Below are 17,282 nucleotides of genomic sequence, written 5' to 3'. Positions count from 1 at the left end.
CGGCGCTGGTCTCGGACCTGCGGCGCGATCTGGTGTTCGCCGACCTGCAGAACGCCTACGCGCGCGTCATGGTGTCGGCCGGCGTCGACCCGCTGCCCGACGCGGTGCCGGCGCAGGATCTGGCGACGCTGCGCCAAGCCGTGGCCGACGGGCTGCAGGGCTGGGAGCAGCGCGCCGGGACGTTGGTGCAGAACTCAGCGCATTGACGGACTCCGCCCTGGAAAGTTGTCGTTCAGGCGACCTTGCGGGAGGCCGGCATGCCGAGGCTGGTCATCATGTTCATGACCTTGCAGCCGACCGCCGCCTCGACTTTCTGGGCAGGCAGAGTCCGGGCGCGGAGGCTGCGCCCGATCAAGGTCTTGTACCGCAACATTGCCACCTCCCCCAACGATCGGCGTCCGTAGCCGACCGCCCGCTGCCAGCCGAGCCGTCCGCGTTCTGCGATCATCTGGATGTGCTGGTCGCGCTGCGTGGGCGCGCTTGCAGCGGTCTCGCTCGGCACCGCGGTGGAGCGCGGCGGGATGATCACCTCGGCGTCGGGGGTGTGGGCGGCGAAGGCGCGGCAGACCGGCTCACCGTCATAGGCGCCGTCCGCCAGCACCGTGCCGATCGGGCGCTTGATCTGGTCGAGCCGCGGGCCGACCAGCGAGGCATCGCCGTCCTGCGTGGTCGTCAGCTCCGAGGCGAGGATCTCGCCGGTATCGAGATCAACCGCCAAGTGGAGCTTTCTCCAGCTCCGGCGCGCTTGGCCTCCATGCTTTTCCAGGTGCCACTCGCCCGTGCCGAACACCTTCAGCCCGGTGGCGTCGATGACCACGCTGACCGGCCCGTCCATCCTGGCCAGCGCTGACGCGACCTCCAGATTGGCGCTGCGCCGGGAGAAGGTCGTGTGATCCGGAACCGGCAGGTCCAGGCCGAGCAGGCGCATGAGCGAGCCCAGCAGCCCCTCGGTCTGCCGCCACGGCCGACTGAACGCCAGACGCAGCATCAGCCCGGCTTCGATCGCCACGTCCAAGTAGCGCGCCGGCCGGCCGCGTCGGCCCGTAGCGGGCGGCGTCCAGGCGGCGACCGTCTCCAGCGTCACCCAGATCGTCAGGTCACCGCGTCGACGCAGCGCTGCATTGTAGGCCGCCCAGTTCTCCACACGGTACCGGGCCTTCGGGATCTTGTGGCGGCGGGGCTCATTGGCCTTGTACGGCATCAGTCGGCTCGACTTCAGCGGGCCGCCTCTATACCCGCTCGCCCTCCCGACCACCACCAGCCCGGGCTTTGTGCACCAACGTCCACCGTCCGCATTCGTCGAGCCCGTCAAGCCGGTAAGCTCTTCTAATGACACAAGAGTTGCACTTCAGAATAGAATCCACCACAAACGCTAATATTTCTCCATAAGAAGCATTATGGAAAAACTATCCGCAAAAGTCCGGATGCTCTCGCCTCCAGAGTGCCGTCCATCCCATCGCAGCCCACATGTCCGACGGTGCAGCGACAGAAAGAGGACGTCCGTGTTTACGGCCCCGGGAGCGGCCCCAGGTCGGTTGCCGGGCCGGCGCGGAAGGGAGCGCCGGCGATCGCCTCGGCGAGGAGAAGCTGGGCCGACTGAAGCGTGAACAGCAAGGCGATGCCGACGATCAGCAGCCCGCACACCCGGTTGACGCCGCGCAGCGCGCGGTCGGTCACGCGGGACCGTGCGGCGCAGACGGTTCCGCTCAGCACCATCCACCACAGGGCTGAGCCCAGGAACACGCCCAGCGGCAGTTGGACCGCGTCCAGCGCCAGGGCATTCCCGTCCAGGGGCATCGGGGGCGTCATCACCGCGAAGAAGGACATGGTCACCGGGTTGGAGAGGGTGAGCATGACCGCCGTCGCATAGCCGCCGAGGAGGGCGGTCGCCACGGGCCGGAAGGTTGCGCCATCGACGCTCCGCTTCAGAGTTGCATCGACGCTCTGCGTCGCAGCACCATCGACGCTCCGCGCCAGGATGCCGCCCCCCATCCGGAACAGCAGGCCTATGGCCAGGATGCGCAGGAGGAGGTGCCAGGACCCGGACGGCGCCCCGAACTGGGCGCCGAACTGGGCTAGGCCCAGCCCGGTCAAGCCGGAATAAGCCGCGTGAACGGTGGCGGCGCCGAGGCCGGCGACGAAGCCGCTGGCGAACCCGCCCGCCAGCGCCCGCTCGATGCAGAGCACGCCCATGGGACCGATCGGTGCCGCGATCGACAGCCCCAGGACAACGCCCGCGAACAGCCCGTTCATGGCTCCCGTCCGTCGATTCCAAACCCCCGGGCCAACACCGTGTGGGCCACCACCGTGCGCTATTGCCTGATCATCCAGGGACGTGGCACCTCGCTGGGCGCGATCTCCGTCCCGTCCGGCCGCAGCCCCTGGCCGACGCGGACCACTTCGGCCGTCTGCTCGCCGGTGACGGTTTGTCCTTGGGACGATTCAAGAGCCACCGTGTCTTTCTCGGGATCGACGGCCGGAGCTTTCTCCGGAGCCGTCTGCGCCTGGACCGGGGCCTGGACCGGGACCAGCAGCGCGGCCTCCTCCTGGGCCCGGAGAACTCCGGGTTGGATGAGGGTGAGCATCGGAACCAGGACACCGGCCGCGCCGGCCAGCCGTAATCCCGCTTTCACCACACCCCCCGTGTTCACCACAGCCCCCGTGTTCACCACACCCATGGTCGCCTCCTTGCCTGCCGAACCCCTGTTTGCCAATCACGGACCCGAAATGGCCTGAATGGTTGCAGGGCAATGGACGGCATGCATCGTGCGAACGCAGGAGGCATGGACTTCTGGAAAGCAGGCTATACGAACGTAGAGGGACGGCACTCCAAGGGGGCTCGGCGTCAGGATGGGCAGACACCGGGGCAGACACCGGGACAGACGCCGAGCAGCACGCGCACCAACTCCGCCTGGCGTTTGGTACCCGTCTTCTCGAAGACGTGGCCCAGATGCGTGCGTGCGGTCGTGTGCGAGATGCCTAGCCGGCGGGCGCAGGCCTGGAGCCCGTCACCGGCCAGCACCTCCAGCGCCAGGGCGGCTTCGGCGGCGGTCAGCCCGAAGCAGGCCTGCAACTGCCGCGCGGTCGGAAGGCCCGGACGGCTCGGATCGCCGATGAAGAGCGAGGCGACCGGGCCGAGCGGAAAGGCGTCGCGCAAGTCCCTCGGCAGCGGCGTGGCGTAACAGGACAGCGGCGTGGCGCCACACCCGCCGCCGAACATGAGGAACAGCCTGTCGGCGTCCGGCGCATCCCCGTTGCGGGTGCCCCCGTTGCGGGAGCAGGCCGCGATCGCGTCGTGCAGGGCGCGCGTTTGCCGCGTCTGGGTCGCTTCGAGCAAGCCGTCGCGCAGCCGCAGCCCCTGCCCTTCGCGAACGAGGTTTTCCGCCGCGCGGTTGGCGAAGGCCACGCGGGCGTGGGCGTCGACCAGGAAAACACCCAGGTCCAGACGGTTCAGGGTCCAGGCCAGAGCCTTCGCCAGCCACGATGTGTCCTGGTCCATCGGCCAACCGCCGTGCGCTCGCGACGGACCGGATGCCGGGCCGCCGAAATCTCCGCTGCCGCCATCGCCGTTGCCGTAATCGCCGTTGCCGCAATCGCCGTTGGTGGGCAGGTCCCGCGGCGCGCTGGCCGCGATGTGGACCGCAGTTTGAGCAAGGGCGACGGCGGGCGAACCGATCATGGCGAAACCTCCCGCCTACCCCGAAAGAAATCGGGCCGGGGTGGGCTGTTTGGGGTGTTTATGGTCGGTCCAAAAACAGTCCAAAACGCCAATGGTCACGATGCCGATTTTTTCGCCCGCGCCGGTTCCGTCAGCCCGCCTCGGCCAGGAAACGGTCCAGCTCCCCCGCCGTCGGCAGGACGCCGAGCACGCCTAGGCCGCGGGTCACCATGGCGCCGCAGGCGGCCGCGCGCCGCAGCGCTTCGGGCAGGGGGCGGCCCTCCAGCAGGCTCGCCGCCAAGCCGGCGGTGAAGGCATCGCCGGCGCCCAGCGTGTCCACGGCTTGCACCGGGAAGGCCGGCTGGTGCAGAGGCTCGGCGCCCGCCCGGCAGGCCACGGCCCCCAGCGCGCCCAGGGTGACGATCACCGTCTCCGGCCCGTGGTCGAGCAGCCGCGCCCCCAGCCGCGCCGCCTCGTCCACCGGGGAGGCACCGAACGCCTCGGCCATCTGCGCCGCTTCGACGTGGTTGAGCACCAGAAGGCTGGTGTTTTCCAGGACGCCGGCGGCCATCCGGCGGAAGGGGGACGGGTTCAGCAGCGTCGGGACGCCGGCCGCCCGCGCCAGCCGGAACGCCTCGGCGATGGGCGCGTCCGCGATCTCCAACTGCGCCAGCACGAGCGCGGCCCTGGTCAGGCCGGGGGCCGCGCGGACGTCGTCGGCCGACAGCAGCAGGTTGGCACCGGGAAAAACCGCCAGGCAATTCTCCCCGTCGGCGTTGGTGAAACCAATCCCGCTGCCGGTTGTTGTTCTGTAACGACGGATCATGCCCACCGGCAAGCCCGCTTCAAGGAGGGCGGGTTCCGCAAGACGGCCGAACACATCGTCGCCCACCGCCAGCAATCCGTCCACCGCGACCCCCAGGCGCCGAGCGCCAACCGCGAGATTGAAGCCCTTGCCGCCGGTCTCCAGGGTGAAGGCCTCGGCGCACAGGGACTCGCCGGGCTGCGGAAAGCGGGCGACCTTGGCCGAACAGGCGATCACGAAGCTGCCCAGGACGAAGAGAGAAGCGTTCTCATCCATTCGGACCTCCGTCGTTTAGGACTTGGGCGTTTAGGACTTGGGCGTTTGGAACTCGGGCCTTTGGAACTCAGGTGTTTGGAACCCAGTCGTGCATAACCAGAGCATTCAGCGGCAACAGTTGCCCACCGGGAACGGTGGAACCGGCAAGCCCGCGGCCGAAAGCGGGTCCGGGCGGGAGGCCAAGCCGTCGCTGTCCTCCCTGCTGCATCTGCGCGACGACACGGCGCGGCCGATGTATCAGCAGCTTGAGGAGCAATTGCTGGCGCTGATCGAAGGCGGCTCCCTCTCCGCTGGTACGACTCTCCCGGCCGAGCGTCAACTGGCCGAAAGTCTCGGCGTCAGCCGGGCCACGGTGCAGCGCGCCTACCACATGCTGCGCCACCGGAACCTGATCAGCGCGCATGGGCGGCTGGGCTTCATCGTCCGGACCGGCAGCCCGCGCGTGGACACCGGCATGGACCGGCTGAAGGGCTTCACGGAGGAAATGCGGGAACTGGGCCGCACGCCGTCCGCCGACATTCTGGAGCAGCGGACGGTCTGCGACCGTTCCATCGCGTCCATCTTCGGGCTGCCCTCCACGGCGCGCTTCCTGAAGCTGGTGCGGGTGCGCCGCGGCGACGGCATCCCGATGTCGCTGGAGACGGCCTGGTACGACCTCAGCGCCGCGCCGGACCTGCCGAACGGCGACCTGTCCAAGTCGGTCTACGCCTGTCTCAGCGAACGCTGCGGCGTGCCGCTGACGCATTGCGACCAGACCATCGAGGCGACCCTGCCCTCCCCCCAAGAATGCGAGGTCTTCGACTTCACCGAGCCGGTCGCCTGCCTGCTCATCAAGCGGCGCAGCTACACCGACGACAAGCGCATGATCGAGTATGTGGAAGGGCTGTTCCGGGGGGACGTCTACACCTACCGCCTCACCCTCAAAGTGTAGGCGCCATATCCCGCACCCGCCGCAGGTCGGCGACGAAGTCCGCGTAGGCGCGGCGCGCCTCCTCCCCCTCCGTCAGGCGGAGCGGGTGGGAGGGATGGACGGTGACGAAGCCCTCCCAGTCGCCGAACCGGGCCGGACCCCGGTCGCGCAGCACGGACAGGCTCCGCCCCGACAAGGCCAGCGCCGCGGTGGAGCCCAGCGCCACGACGAGGCGGGGCTTCACGAACCCCAGCTCCTCCAGCAGCCACCAGCGGTAATGCTTCACTTCGCCGGCCGTCGGCGACTGGTGGATGCGGCGCTTGCCGCGCTGTTCGAACTTGAAATGCTTCACGGCGTTGGTGAGGTAGGCGTGGCCGCGGTCGATCCCGGCCTCGTCCAGCGCGCGGGTCAGCAGCTGTCCGGCCGGGCCGACGAAGGGGCGGCCCTGCCGGTCCTCCTGGTCGCCGGGCTGCTCGCCGACGAAGGCGATGGCGGCGCCTTCCGGCCCCTCCCCCAGCACGGCCTGGGTGGCGCCGGGGACCAGCGGTTCCGACCGGCGGATGATGGCGTTGAGCTCGGCCAGCGAGGCCGGCTTCTGCGCCGCCATGGCGGCCAGCGCCCGGTCCGGGGTGCGGCGGGTGGAGGGAACGGGCTCGCGCCCGATCATGGCGCGGACACGGTCGGGTGCCGTGCGGATGAGTTGCGGGATGGCCGCCGCCTCCGGCAGGTTGGCCCAGTATTTCCGGGGCATCTCCGCCCGCATGGCGGCCGGGTTGACCCGCGCCGGGTTGAAGGTGCTCTCGTAATAGCGGCGCCAGCCCGCCTGGAATCCGTCCTCGTCCAGCCCCCCGTCCAGCATCTGGGGCAGCGTCGCCGGCGGCCCGACCGTCAGCGCCCGCCGGTCCCAGTGCAGGGAGCCGTCCGGCGTCAGGATCGACCAGACCATGCTCTCGAACCGCTCGACGAAGAAGGGGGCGGCGGCTTCGACGATGTGATGGTCGGGCCTGAAGAAGGCGACGTAGCGTTCCGCGCCGGCGCCGTCCCTCACCTCCCGGAAGCGCAGGAAGGCGTGCATCTTGTGGATGTCGCGGCGCACCGCCTTGTGCAGCAGCACCAGCCGGTGGACGAGCGGGTCGGCGTGCTGGTCGAGCAGCCCGCGCTCGCCATGCAGCACCCGCCAGACCATCCGGTAGAGCAGCGCATAGCGTTCCGGCTCGCGATGGCAGACCACCGCCTGCACCAGCTCCCCCACCGGGCGCGGCAGGGCCACCGGCGGCGCCGCGTCGAACGCGGGATCGGCGCTGTCCCCGAACAGGGACGGCGCGCCGCCCGCGCTCCACAGCACCGCGTCGGGCGGCGCATCGGCGGCGATCAGGCCGCGCACCGCCCGGCGGAATCCGGCGAGGTCGGCCCCCTCCTCCAGATCGACGCGGTGCCGGATCATCCGAACAGGCTCAATTGCTGCGGCGGGGCGACGAGGCGCCGGCGCAGGTCCAGCCGGTCGGTCAGCCCGCCCGGATGGTGGTCGGCGGTGATCAGGAAGGGCCGCGCCCGCTTGGTCCCGGCGGACAGGCGGGCCACATCCTCCAGCCGCAGCCGCGTGTGGCGCCGCGCCGCCAGGATCTTGTCGACGGCCCGCGCGCCGAGGCCGGGAACGCGCAGCAGCAGCTCGCGGTCGGCGCGGTTCACGTCCACCGGGAAGCGGTCGCGGTTCTTCAGCGCCCAGGCCAGCTTCGGATCGACGCCGAGGTCGAGCATCCCGCCCTCCCCGCCCGCCACGATCTCCTCGACCGTGAAGCCGTAGTAGCGGAGCAGCCAGTCGGCCTGATACAGCCGGTTCTCCCGCTGGAGCGGCGGCGGCTTGGCGGGCAGGACGGCGCTGGCCTCCGGGATCGGGCTGAAGGCCGAATAGTAGACCCGGCGCAGGCCGTAGCGCTGGTAGAGCGTGTCGCTGGTCCGCAGCACGGCCCCATCGGTCGCCTCATCCGCCCCGACGATCAGCTGCGTGCTCTGCCCGCCGGGGGAGAAGCGCCGCCGCTCCTCCCTGGCTTCGGCGATGCGCTCGCGCACCTGCCCCATGACCGCCTTGATCGACCGCCCGTCCTTTTCCGGGGCGAGCTTTTCCAGGCTGCCGTCGGACGGAAGTTCCAGGTTGATCGACAGCCGGTCGGCCCACAGACCGGCCTGCTCGATCAGCCAGGGGCTGGCCTCGGGGATGGTCTTGAGGTGGATGTAGCCGGCGAAGCCGTGGTCCCGCCGCAGCTTGCGGGCCACCAGCATCATCTGCTCCATCGTGTGGTCCGGGGACCGGATGATGCCCGACGACAGGAACAGCCCCTCGATGCAGTTGCGCTTGTAGAAGCCGAGCGTGAGGGCCACCACCTCCGCCACGCTGAACCGAGCCCGCCGCACGTTGGAGGAGCGGCGGTTGATGCAGTAGGCGCAGTCGAACAGGCAATAATTGGTCAGCAGGATCTTGAGCAGCGAGACGCACCGCCCGTCCGGTGTGTAGGCGTGGCAAATCCCGCTCCCCGTCGTGGAGCCGATCCCCGCCGCCCCGCCCTTGCGCCCCCTGGCGCCCGAGGATGCGCAGGAAGCGTCGTATTTCGCCGCATCGGCCAGAATGCCGAGCTTCTCAAGCAGCGCGTCGTCCACGGAGCCAATCCTCATTCACCTCTTCGTTCCTATTATGTTCCGTTTTGGGACGAAGGCAAGCGAACGATCAGGACAATCGCATGTGGTGAGGTGATGTGGTGGGCGAGCGTTTCCGTCCCGGTGTCCACCACCACGCCCTTCGCCGGTGCGCGGGGTTGCGGGCCGGGAAGGGAGCCGCCGCCTGTCGTCAGGCGCCCTCCGGGAAGGCCGCCAGCGCCGCCGCCAGTTGGACAACGGCCGGTTCCCAGGCGCCCGGCGCCGGCTGGTGGAACAGCCGCATGGTCGGGTACCACGGGCTGTCGTCACGATCGGTCAGCCAGCGCCAGCAGCCGCCGAAGCGCGACAGCACCCACACCGGCCGCCCCAGCGCCCCGGCCAGATGCGCGACGGAGGTGTCCACCGTGATCACCAGATCCAGCCCGGCGACCAGAGCGGCGGTGTCGGCGAAGTCGCCGACCTCGTCCATCCAGTCCAGTATTTCCAGGCCGGGCGGCGGCTCCTTGGCCTGAACGGCGGCGGAGCCCTTTTGCAGGTTGACGAAGACGACGTCCTTCACCGCGGCGAGCGGGGCCAGCGCCGCCAGTGTCAGGCTGCGCCGCCGGTCCACAGCGTTGGCCTTGGGGCTGTGCGGCCGGGGATCGCCCGACCAGACCAGCCCGACCTTCAGCCGCCCGTCGGCCGGCAGGCGCGCGCGCCAGCGTTCCGCCTCCGCCGGATCGGCGGTCAGGTAGGGCATCGCCGCCGGAATGTCGTCCAGCCCGGTGCCGAAAGCGCGCGGCAGGCTCAGCAGCGGGCAGTGCAGGTCGGTGACCGGCACCGGGTCGTTCAGGTTGTGCACCGACAGCAGCCCCGGAATCCGCTCCATCAGCCGCCGCAGCCCACTGTGCACGGCCAGCCGGACCCGGCCGCCGCGCTGCGCCACCAGCGGCGCGTAGCGCACGAAATGCAGCACGTCGCCGTGCCCCTGCTCCGCGTGCAGCAGGATGGTCCGGCCCTCCAGCGGCTCGCCGTTCCATTGGCGGCCGGGAGCCTTGGGCACGGGGATTTCCCCGACCTTCCAGCGCGCCTCGTAATGGTCCCACGCCTCGCGCAGCCGCCCGGCCTTGAGCAGCGCCAGCGACAGGTTGAAGCGCGCCGACGGGTTGTCGGGATCCATGTCGAGGATGCGGCGGAATCCGGCCTCCGCCTCCGCCAGCCGCCGCAGGTCCAGCCCCATCACGGACAGCACGTTCAGCGCCGGCAGGTGGTCGGGCACCAGCATCAGCGCGCGGCGGCACAGCCGCTCGACGGTGGCGTAGTCCTCGGCCGAACAGGCCTGGGTGCGCAACGCCTCGGCGAGGTTGGCGTAGGCCACCGGATGGTCGGGGCCGAGCGCCAGCGCCCGCCGGTAATGGTCCAGGGCCGCCGTGGTCTCGCCGATCTCGTGCAGCGCGTTGCCGTGGTTGTTCCAGGGATCGGGATAGCCGGGCCGGAGCGCCACGGCGCGGGTGTAGGGCTGGCGCGCCTCCGCGAAGCGCCGCACGCCCAGCAGCGCGCCGCCGAGGTTGTTCAGCGCCTCCGGGAAGTCGGGTTGCAGCGCCACGGCGCGGCGCAGGCAGCGCTCCGCCCCCGTCGGATCCTTCCGCTTCAGGCGGATGTCCCCCAGGCTGCGCCAGGACTGGGCGCTGGCCTGGGCGCTGGCCTGGGCGCTGGCCGGCAGGAGACGGAGCGCCCGCGCGAGCAGCGCTTCGGCCTCCGCCAGATTGCCCTGGAGGTTGCAGGCGCGCGCCATGTGGTCCAGGCATTCATCCTGGGCGGGATCCAGCGCCAGGGCGCGCCGGTAGGCCGCCGCCGCGTCCCCGTTGCGTCCCCGGTCCAGCGCCGCGTGCCCCATCGCCCGCCACGCGTCGGGCAGCCCCGGCGCCAGCCGGGCCGCCCACCGGGCGAGCCGGTGCCCGTCGGCGGGACGCCCGGACGACCCCATCAACTTGGCGAGGTTGACCAGCGGCTCGGCATAGCCGGGGTCGATGGCGACGGCCCGCCGGAACCGCTCCATGGCCGCCGCGGTCCGGGTGGCGGTGCGGTGCAGCTCGCCCAGGGAATTGAGGAAGGCGGCCCGGCCGCTCTCCAGCCGCACCGCGCGGTCGAGCAGCACCTCCGCCGTCGCCAGCCGCCCGTCGGACAGCGCCGTCAGCCCCAGCAGATGCAGCGCGTCGCCCTGCGCCGGGTCGAGCGCCAGCGCGCGGCGGTAGCCGCCGGCCGCGACAAGCAGCCGCCCCGCCCGATGCGCGGCGAGCGCCGCCGTCAGGATGGCGGGCACGGCTGTGTCGGGCACTGGGTCGGGCACCGGCGCCACACGCTGCGCCAGCGCCGCGGCGACGCGCGCCACGACGGGCTCCCACGCGCCGGGCTCCTTCTGGTGGAACAGCCGCATGGTCGGGTACCAGGGGCTGTCCGCGCGGTTGTCCAGCCAGCGCCAGCAGGCGTCGAAGCGCGACAGCACCCACACCGGCCGCCCAAGGCCGCCCGCCACATGGCACACCGAGGTGTCCACGGTGATGACGAGGTCCAACTGCTCGATCAGCGCCGCCGTGTCGGCGAAGTCCCGAAGCTCCTCGGTCCAGTCCACGATCTCCAGGCCGGGCGGGGGCGCCTTGGCCTGCGCCCCGGCCTCGCCCTTCTGGAGGCTGTAGAAGGCCACCCCCGGAATCCCGGCGAGCGGGGCGAAGGCCGCCAGCGTCAGGCTGCGGCGGCGGTCGACCGAACTGGCCTTGAAATCCTCCTTGCGCGGCTCCCCGGCCCAGACCAGCCCGACCTTCAGCCGGGGCTCGCCCGCCAGCCGGTCCCGCCATGTGCGGCGGTCCTCGTCGGTGGGGACAAGGTAGGGCATCTCGGCCGGGATCGTCTCCATCCGGGTGCCCAGCAGGCCGGGGACGCTCAGCATCGGCACGCACAGGTCGCAGGCTGGCGGCTCCTCGTCGAGGCCGAAGGCCGCCGCCACGCCCGGCGTCCGGGCCAGCAGGCGCTTCAGCGCCGGCTGCACATTCAGCACCACCCACGCACCCCGCCGCGCCAGCAGCGTGGCGTAGCGGACGAAATGCAGGGTGTCGCCGTGGCCCTGTTCGGCCACCAGCAGGATGCTGCGCCCCGCGAGAGGACCGCCGGTCCAGGCCGGCGCGTGCTGCGGATAGCTCGCCCCCCACATCGCCCAGCGCGCTTCGTAGAGCGGCCAGCCACGGGCGAAGTCGCCCCGCGCCAGCAGCGACAGCGACAGGTTGAAGCGGGCGACCGGGCTTTTCGGGTCGAGCCGCAGGGCGCGCTCGTTCCAGGCGATGGCCGGGTCGAGGTGGCGCAGGGCGTGGAACAGCAGGCCGCCGTTGATCAAGGCGCCGGGCCGGTCGGGCGCCAGCGCCAGGGTGCGGCGGGCGTGGGCGAGGCCGCGCCGGAAATCGCCGTGCATCATCCACACCAGGCAATCCTGGGCGTCGGCCTCCGCCGCCGTCGGGTCCATCCGGCGGATGCGCCGCGTTAGCGCCAGACATGCGTCGTAATCGCCGGTCTGCATCAGCGCCCCGGCGAGGTTGCCGTAAAAGCCGGCCTCCTCCGGGGCCAGGGCCACCGCAAGACGCAGTTGGGCGACGGCCGCCGCCGGCTCCTTGGCCTCGACCAGGGCAAGGCCGAAGGCGGCGCGCATCGTCGCGTCCGTGGGGGCCAGCAGGGCCGCGCGCCGCATGACCCGCAACAGCGCCTCGGGCTGGTTCAGGTCCGGCAGCATCAGGCCCAGGCCGTGCCAACCGGCGGCCATGGCCGGGTCGAGCACCAGCGCCCGCGCGACCGTCCGCCGGGCGGCGCGCATCGCGCCGTCCTGCTGGCGCAGCAGGGCCAGCGCCGCCAGGGCCTTGGGGTATTCCGGGCGCAGTTGCAGCGCGCGGCGGAAGGCGACGGCGGCCTGGGACCGCCGGCCGGCCAGCCGCAGCGCCTCGCCCAGGTTGTGCATCGCCGACGCCCGCCCCGGCTCGAGCAGCATCAGCCGCGCGAAGCACCGGGCCGCCAGCCGGGACCGACCGTCGTCGAGCGCCAGCCCGCCCAGCCGCAGCCACGCCTCCCCCACCATGCCATCGGCGGCCAGGATACGCCGGAGAAGGACCTCCATGTCATGGGGCCGCGTGATGCGGCGAGCCTGGGCGGCGGCTTGGGGTGTGGAAAGGTTGGTCATGCCAGGGCTCCGGTCATCCGATCCGGAGGTCGATGCGGCCGGCGGCTTCCTGGGGGATGCAGAGGTAGTTCATGGCGATCACGTGCACGGTGTAGGCCATGGCCTCCAGCCGTTTCCGCATCGCCTCCGCGTCGCTCTTGAGGAACTCGACGTACAGCACGGGGCGGCAGCGCGCGATCGTTTCCGCGGCGCCGTCCAGCACCGCCATCTCCATGCCCTCCACGTCGATCTTGATCAGGCCCACTCGCGAAAAGGCGAAGCGGTCGATGGTGGTCAGCGGCACGTCCTCCGCCTGCTCCGCGTCGTAGCGGCGTTCCTGGCTGAGCGGTTCGCGCTGCACCGGCCCCAGTTCCACGCTGCCGAAATTGAGCGGCCGGTCGTAGTCGAACTGCGGCAGCGGGATCGAGCCCTCGCGATCCCCCACGGCCATGTTGTGGCAATGGATGTTGGTGATGCCGTTCAGTGCGACGCTGCCCGCCAGCATGTTGAAGATGATGCGCTGCGCCTCGAAGGCATGGACCTTGCCCCTGGCACCGACGGCATGGACCAGGGCCATCGAATAGGTGCCGAAGTTGGCCCCGATGTCGAGGACCGTCAGCTCCGTGCCCCACCGCCGCAGGATCTGCGCCAGCAGGTCGATTTCCGCATGATCGACGGCCCGTCCGGTCTTGAGGAGAGCGTTGGCCTGGTTGATGTCGTGACGATTGACGATCATCTGTCCGTAGACGGTCGGCACCACGATGGCGAACGGAAGTTTGCGCATATCAGAACAGCCCCATTTCCAGGTCTGGCAAGGAGTGCTGGGCAAGACCTTGATCCGCAGAGAATTCGCCCCAGGACATGGGATGATGCGCCGTCGTTCGGGCCTCGCAAATATTCGTGTACGCATTATCCAAAGCACAGCACGACATGGATTGCGACGACCGGGCTTAGGTCGGGCAATGCCCGCCCCAACCGGTTGCGCATCGACCACGACAACCATACGCATACCACGGGGCGCGCCCTCCCATCTACCCTCATTGAAATTGTTATCGGCGACGATGGTGAGCGAAAGCACTGACCGGCATGGTCAACGGCTGCGCACACGCGTGTTCTATTGCTTGCTGGCCAAGGCGATCGTTCGGGGCGCCTCTATATTGTGTTGGAAAAGCGAGACCCCCTCATCGTCGCAGAAGACGACCCGATTGCTCGTTCAATGATTGCGGGATATTTCACGCGGAAAGGCTTCAGCGCTTTCCAGGCCGCGAGCGCGATTCCGAGCCGTCCAGGAACTCGCCTTCCGCTCACGGACTCGTGAGGACGGACATGGACCGCCGGTGGTCAGACCGGTTGCCGCGGCAGCCTCGACGCATTATACATTAGTCCATTCTGATGGAGGCTGTCAGCCCAATGTCGGAGGCCGACCTCCGATCGCCTCGAGGACGGTCGGATCATGAACCGCCTTGGAGCGGAACCCGCGTCCAGGCGGAAGTCCGGAGACACGGAAGCATGGCCATCTATCGGCACCACATCCTGCCCCGGCTGATCAATTGGATCATGGGACAGGCGCTGCTCGGGAAGTTCCGCTCCAGAGTCGTCGGAGAAGCACGCGGGCGTGTCCTCGAAATCGGAATCGGGTCCGGGCGCAATCTGCCGTTCTACGGCGCGGCCGCCGACGAGGTCGTCGGCGTCGATCCCTCTCCCGAGCTCCTCGCCATGGCCCGGCGCGCCGCGGCGGAGTCCTCCCGCCCGGTGACCTTGCCGGTGACCTTGGTGGAACAAACCGCGGAACGGTTGCCGTTCGAGGACGACAGCTTCGACACGGTGGTCGTGACCTGGTCCCTGTGCAGCATACCCGACCCGTCCGCCGCCTTGCGGGAGGCGCGCCGGGTTCTGAAACCGGCCGGGGAGTTGCGCTTCGTGGAGCATGGCCTTGCCCCGGCCCAGGGCGTTCAGCGCTGGCAGCATCGCCTGACGCCGCTGTGGTCACGCTGTTCGGGTGGCTGCCACCTGGACCGAAAGATGGACGACCTGATCCGCGCGGCTGGATTCCACATCACCGACCTGACGAGAAGCTACCTGCCGGGGCCAAAAATCATGACCTTCATGTACGAGGGAACGGCGGTGCCTTCCGGAGGTGCGGCCCAGCGGAACGGAGCCGCACCGCGGTTGAACGGGAACGTGAGATGATGTGGTGGACGGCCGCCGGCAGCATGTCCGGGGCCTTCGCCGTGCACTTGCAACCTGTTTTGCACATATCCTGGATTGAACCGAATCGTCATGCCCGTGCTTGACACGGGCATGACGAAAACGGAAAGGGTTCAAGGTTCCTGGACACAGAATGGCTGTGCTCGCGCGACGGGGCGAGGCGCACGCAAAGACCTTGCCGGACACTCGTGGCGCCGGCCGGGCCATGACATCGGTCAGGCGAACCAGCGCGCCACATCGCCGGTCTGGCCTCAGTAGCCGACCGCTTCGCCCGGCTGGCGGCGGTTGTCGTTGGCGCCGAAGTAACGATGCTTGCCGCCCGACATGCCGAGCGCCGGCCCGCCGACGAGGACGGCGTCCACGTCGCCCCAGGGCTTCTGCTCGGTGATCTTGTAGCCCATGCCCTCCAGCACCTTGCGGGTGTCGGCGGACAGGGCGAACGGCTCCGCGTAGACGGTGTCCGGCTGCCACTGGTGATGGATGCGCGGGGCATCCGCGGCCTGCTGGATGTCCATCCCGTGCTCGATCACGTTGAGGATGGTCTGCAGCGTGATGGTGATGATGCGCGAGCCGCCGGGGCTGCCCACCACCATGACCGGCTTGCCGTCCCTGGCGACCACCGTGGGGCTCATGGACGACAGGGGCCGCTTGCCCGGCGCGATGGCGTTGGCCTTGCCCTGCACGAGACCGTAGAGGTTGGGGACCCCGGGCTTGCTGGTGAAGTCGTCCATCTCGTCATTGAGCAGGACGCCGGTGTTGCCGGCGGTGACCCGCGCGCCGAACCAGTCGTTCAGCGTGTAGGTGACCGCGACGGCGTTGCCGTCCTTGTCCATGATCGAGTAATGCGTGGTGTTGGTGCCCTCGTGCGGCGCGGTGCCGGGGGCGACGTCCTTGGAGTTGCCGGCCTTGTCCGCCGGGATCGCGGCGCGGATCTTCTCGGCGTAGGCCTTGTCGAGCAGGCGGTCCACCGGGTTCTTGACGAAGTCCGGATCGCCCAGCGCGCTGTTGCGGTCGACGTAGGCGTGCCGCATCGCCTCGACCATGAAGTGCACGGTCTGCGCCGAGTTGTAGCCCCAGTCCTTGAGCGGATAGCCCTCAAGGATGTTGAGGATTTCGCAGATGATCAGGCCGCCGGAGCTGGGCGGCGGGGCGGAAGTGATCGCGTATCCCTTGTAGCTGCACTCAATCGGCTTCATCTCGCGCACGTTGTACTGCTCCAGGTCGGCCTTGGCGAGGATGCCGCGGCCGGCCTGGCTGGCCTTGACGATCTCGTCGGCGATCGGCCCCTTGTAGAAGGCGTCCGGCCCTTTCTCGGCGATCTGCCGCAGCGTGTTGGCGAGGTTCTTCTGCACCAGCGTGTCGCCAACCTGGTAGGGCTTGCCGTCCTTGAGGAAGATGGCCGCCGAGGGCGCGTCTTTCTGAAAGTCCTCGGTGGCTTCGTTCAACAGGTTGACGTCGCCCTGCAGCAGCTTGAAGCCGTTCTCGGCGAAGCCAATGGCCGGCGCCATGACCTTGTCGCGCTTCAAGGTGCCGTATTTGGTCAGCGCCGCGTCGAGCCCGGCGACCGAGCCCGGCACGCCGACCGCCAGATAGCCGCGGGTGCTGGCATCCTTGATGGGGTTGCCGGCCTGGTCCAGGTACATGGTCTCCGTGGCCGCCAGCGGCGCCTTCTCGCGGAAGTCCAGGAAGGTCGTGCGCCCGTCGGCGAAACGGATGGTCATGAAGCCGCCGCCGCCGAGATTGCCGGCCGCCGGATACACCACGGCCAGCGCATAGCCGACCGCCACCGCCGCGTCCACGGCGTTGCCGCCCTGCCGCAGGATGTCGGCGCCGACCTGTGACGCCAGATGCTGCGCGGTTGCGACCATCCCGTTCTCGCCGGGGACCGGCGGCGGAGAGGCCGCGGCGGCTGGTCCGGCGGCCATCAGCGCAACGACGCCCATGGCGGCGCACAGGATACGAGAGCCCGAGGAGGAGCCCATGTCCCTTACTCCCTTGCCGTTATTGATCTGCCCATTGTTGATCTGCCCATTGTTGATCTGCTTGTTGCCACAACAGCAGTCAGGCACGGGGTACAGTGTGCCAACCATTCGACGGCCCAACAATCACACTTCCGTCACACCTCCCGGAACGCCTTCAGGGGGCCCGCAGGCTGGGCCTCCTCACCCAACGCTTCGATCACGGCCCGCCCGGCCCCAGCCCTTGACCGCTTGCGCCACCCGCTGGACCCGCGCGCATGCGGGGCCAAGTGGCACGTCCGCCCATTGTCGCGCCTTCAGAGCTGCTCGATAGTGCATACGTCATTTTGATTGATCTCACGTTTCCTACCGGTGTTAATCCGCCGTACGTCCAAGACTTGCTCTAGAAAAACCATTGTATAAATGACAAGCAATTCAACGTTTTGCGCGGACTTTTTATATACTGGTCATCTGCGTATTTTCGTGACCGCTGTTTATGGCGATCGGTTTTGCAGCAATAGAGTCATGGATACGCTGCAAGAAATGCCGTGGGTACCGTAACATACCGTTACCAGGGTTCTCTATGCGCCCGTCGTCACTACACATGTCGTCGCTACACATCGGGGGCCGGCTCATCT

Annotated in this window: 12 protein-coding genes and 1 pseudogene; 3 read left to right on the top strand and 10 right to left on the bottom strand. The window is 69.4% G+C overall.

What is annotated here, in order from left to right; genetic code table 11:
* Window positions 1–206, top strand: a pseudogene (locus ACSVC7_RS14140) (hypothetical protein); the annotation flags it as partial.
* 26 nt (window positions 207–232) lie between these two features.
* Here the strand turns inward: ACSVC7_RS14140 and ACSVC7_RS14135 are convergent.
* From ACSVC7_RS14135 to ACSVC7_RS14115, 5 genes are all read right to left on the bottom strand, one after another.
* Window positions 233–1,201, bottom strand: a complete 969-nt coding sequence (locus ACSVC7_RS14135; RefSeq protein ID WP_448204841.1) for an IS5 family transposase — start codon at window positions 1,199–1,201, stop codon at window positions 233–235.
* A gap of 305 nt (window positions 1,202–1,506) precedes the next feature.
* A complete protein-coding gene (locus tag ACSVC7_RS14130) occupies window positions 1,507–2,253 on the bottom strand; it encodes a LysE family translocator (RefSeq protein ID WP_448204842.1) in 747 nt (248 codons plus the stop codon).
* Window positions 2,254–2,312: 59 nt separating this feature from the next.
* On the bottom strand, window positions 2,313–2,678 hold the full coding sequence (locus ACSVC7_RS14125) for a hypothetical protein (protein ID WP_448204843.1): 366 nt from the start codon (window positions 2,676–2,678) through the stop codon (window positions 2,313–2,315).
* Window positions 2,679–2,845: 167 nt separating this feature from the next.
* Entirely contained in the window at window positions 2,846–3,679 is an 834-nt protein-coding gene (locus tag ACSVC7_RS14120) for a helix-turn-helix transcriptional regulator (protein WP_448204844.1), read from the bottom strand.
* Between the two features lie 130 nt (window positions 3,680–3,809).
* Complete coding sequence (locus ACSVC7_RS14115; protein WP_448204845.1) at window positions 3,810–4,739, bottom strand: ribokinase; 930 nt, start codon at window positions 4,737–4,739, stop codon at window positions 3,810–3,812.
* A gap of 88 nt (window positions 4,740–4,827) precedes the next feature.
* Between ACSVC7_RS14115 and ACSVC7_RS14110 the strand changes: the two genes are divergently transcribed.
* A complete protein-coding gene (locus ACSVC7_RS14110) occupies window positions 4,828–5,670 on the top strand; it encodes a GntR family transcriptional regulator (RefSeq protein WP_448204846.1) in 843 nt (280 codons plus the stop codon).
* Here ACSVC7_RS14110 and ACSVC7_RS14105 read toward each other — a convergent pair.
* The 4 genes from ACSVC7_RS14105 to ACSVC7_RS14090 form a co-directional block, all read right to left on the bottom strand.
* A complete protein-coding gene (locus ACSVC7_RS14105; protein ID WP_448204847.1) occupies window positions 5,660–7,093 on the bottom strand; it encodes a UdgX family uracil-DNA binding protein in 1,434 nt (477 codons plus the stop codon). The genes ACSVC7_RS14110 and ACSVC7_RS14105 overlap by 11 nt on opposite strands.
* The gene (locus ACSVC7_RS14100; protein ID WP_448204848.1) at window positions 7,090–8,319 is read right to left on the bottom strand and encodes a putative DNA modification/repair radical SAM protein; all 1,230 of its coding nucleotides are present in this window, start codon (window positions 8,317–8,319) and stop codon (window positions 7,090–7,092) included. The genes ACSVC7_RS14105 and ACSVC7_RS14100 overlap by 4 nt, the downstream gene beginning before the upstream one ends.
* A 172-nt stretch (window positions 8,320–8,491) precedes the next feature.
* Window positions 8,492–12,499, bottom strand: coding sequence for a tetratricopeptide repeat protein (locus ACSVC7_RS14095; RefSeq protein ID WP_448204849.1), 4,008 nt, complete (start codon window positions 12,497–12,499; stop codon window positions 8,492–8,494).
* Window positions 12,500–12,512: 13 nt separating this feature from the next.
* Window positions 12,513–13,262, bottom strand: coding sequence for an FkbM family methyltransferase (locus ACSVC7_RS14090; protein WP_448204850.1), 750 nt, complete (start codon window positions 13,260–13,262; stop codon window positions 12,513–12,515).
* A 725-nt stretch (window positions 13,263–13,987) separates the two neighbouring features.
* On the opposite strand from ACSVC7_RS14090, the gene ACSVC7_RS14085 reads away from it, so the two are divergent.
* A complete protein-coding gene (locus ACSVC7_RS14085) occupies window positions 13,988–14,668 on the top strand; it encodes a class I SAM-dependent methyltransferase (RefSeq protein WP_448204851.1) in 681 nt (226 codons plus the stop codon).
* A 269-nt stretch (window positions 14,669–14,937) separates the two neighbouring features.
* On the opposite strand, the gene ggt is transcribed toward ACSVC7_RS14085, so the two are convergent.
* Window positions 14,938–16,668 carry a gamma-glutamyltransferase gene (gene ggt / locus ACSVC7_RS14080; RefSeq protein ID WP_448204852.1) on the bottom strand — a complete coding sequence of 577 codons (1,731 nt, stop codon included), beginning with the start codon at window positions 16,666–16,668 and terminating at the stop codon, window positions 14,938–14,940.
* Between the last annotated feature and the right edge of the window lie 614 nt (window positions 16,669–17,282).

This window comes from Azospirillum mesophilum, assembly GCF_053470405.2.
Note: the sequence above shows the minus strand (reverse complement) of the source record. Positions and strands in the feature narration are given on the sequence as shown.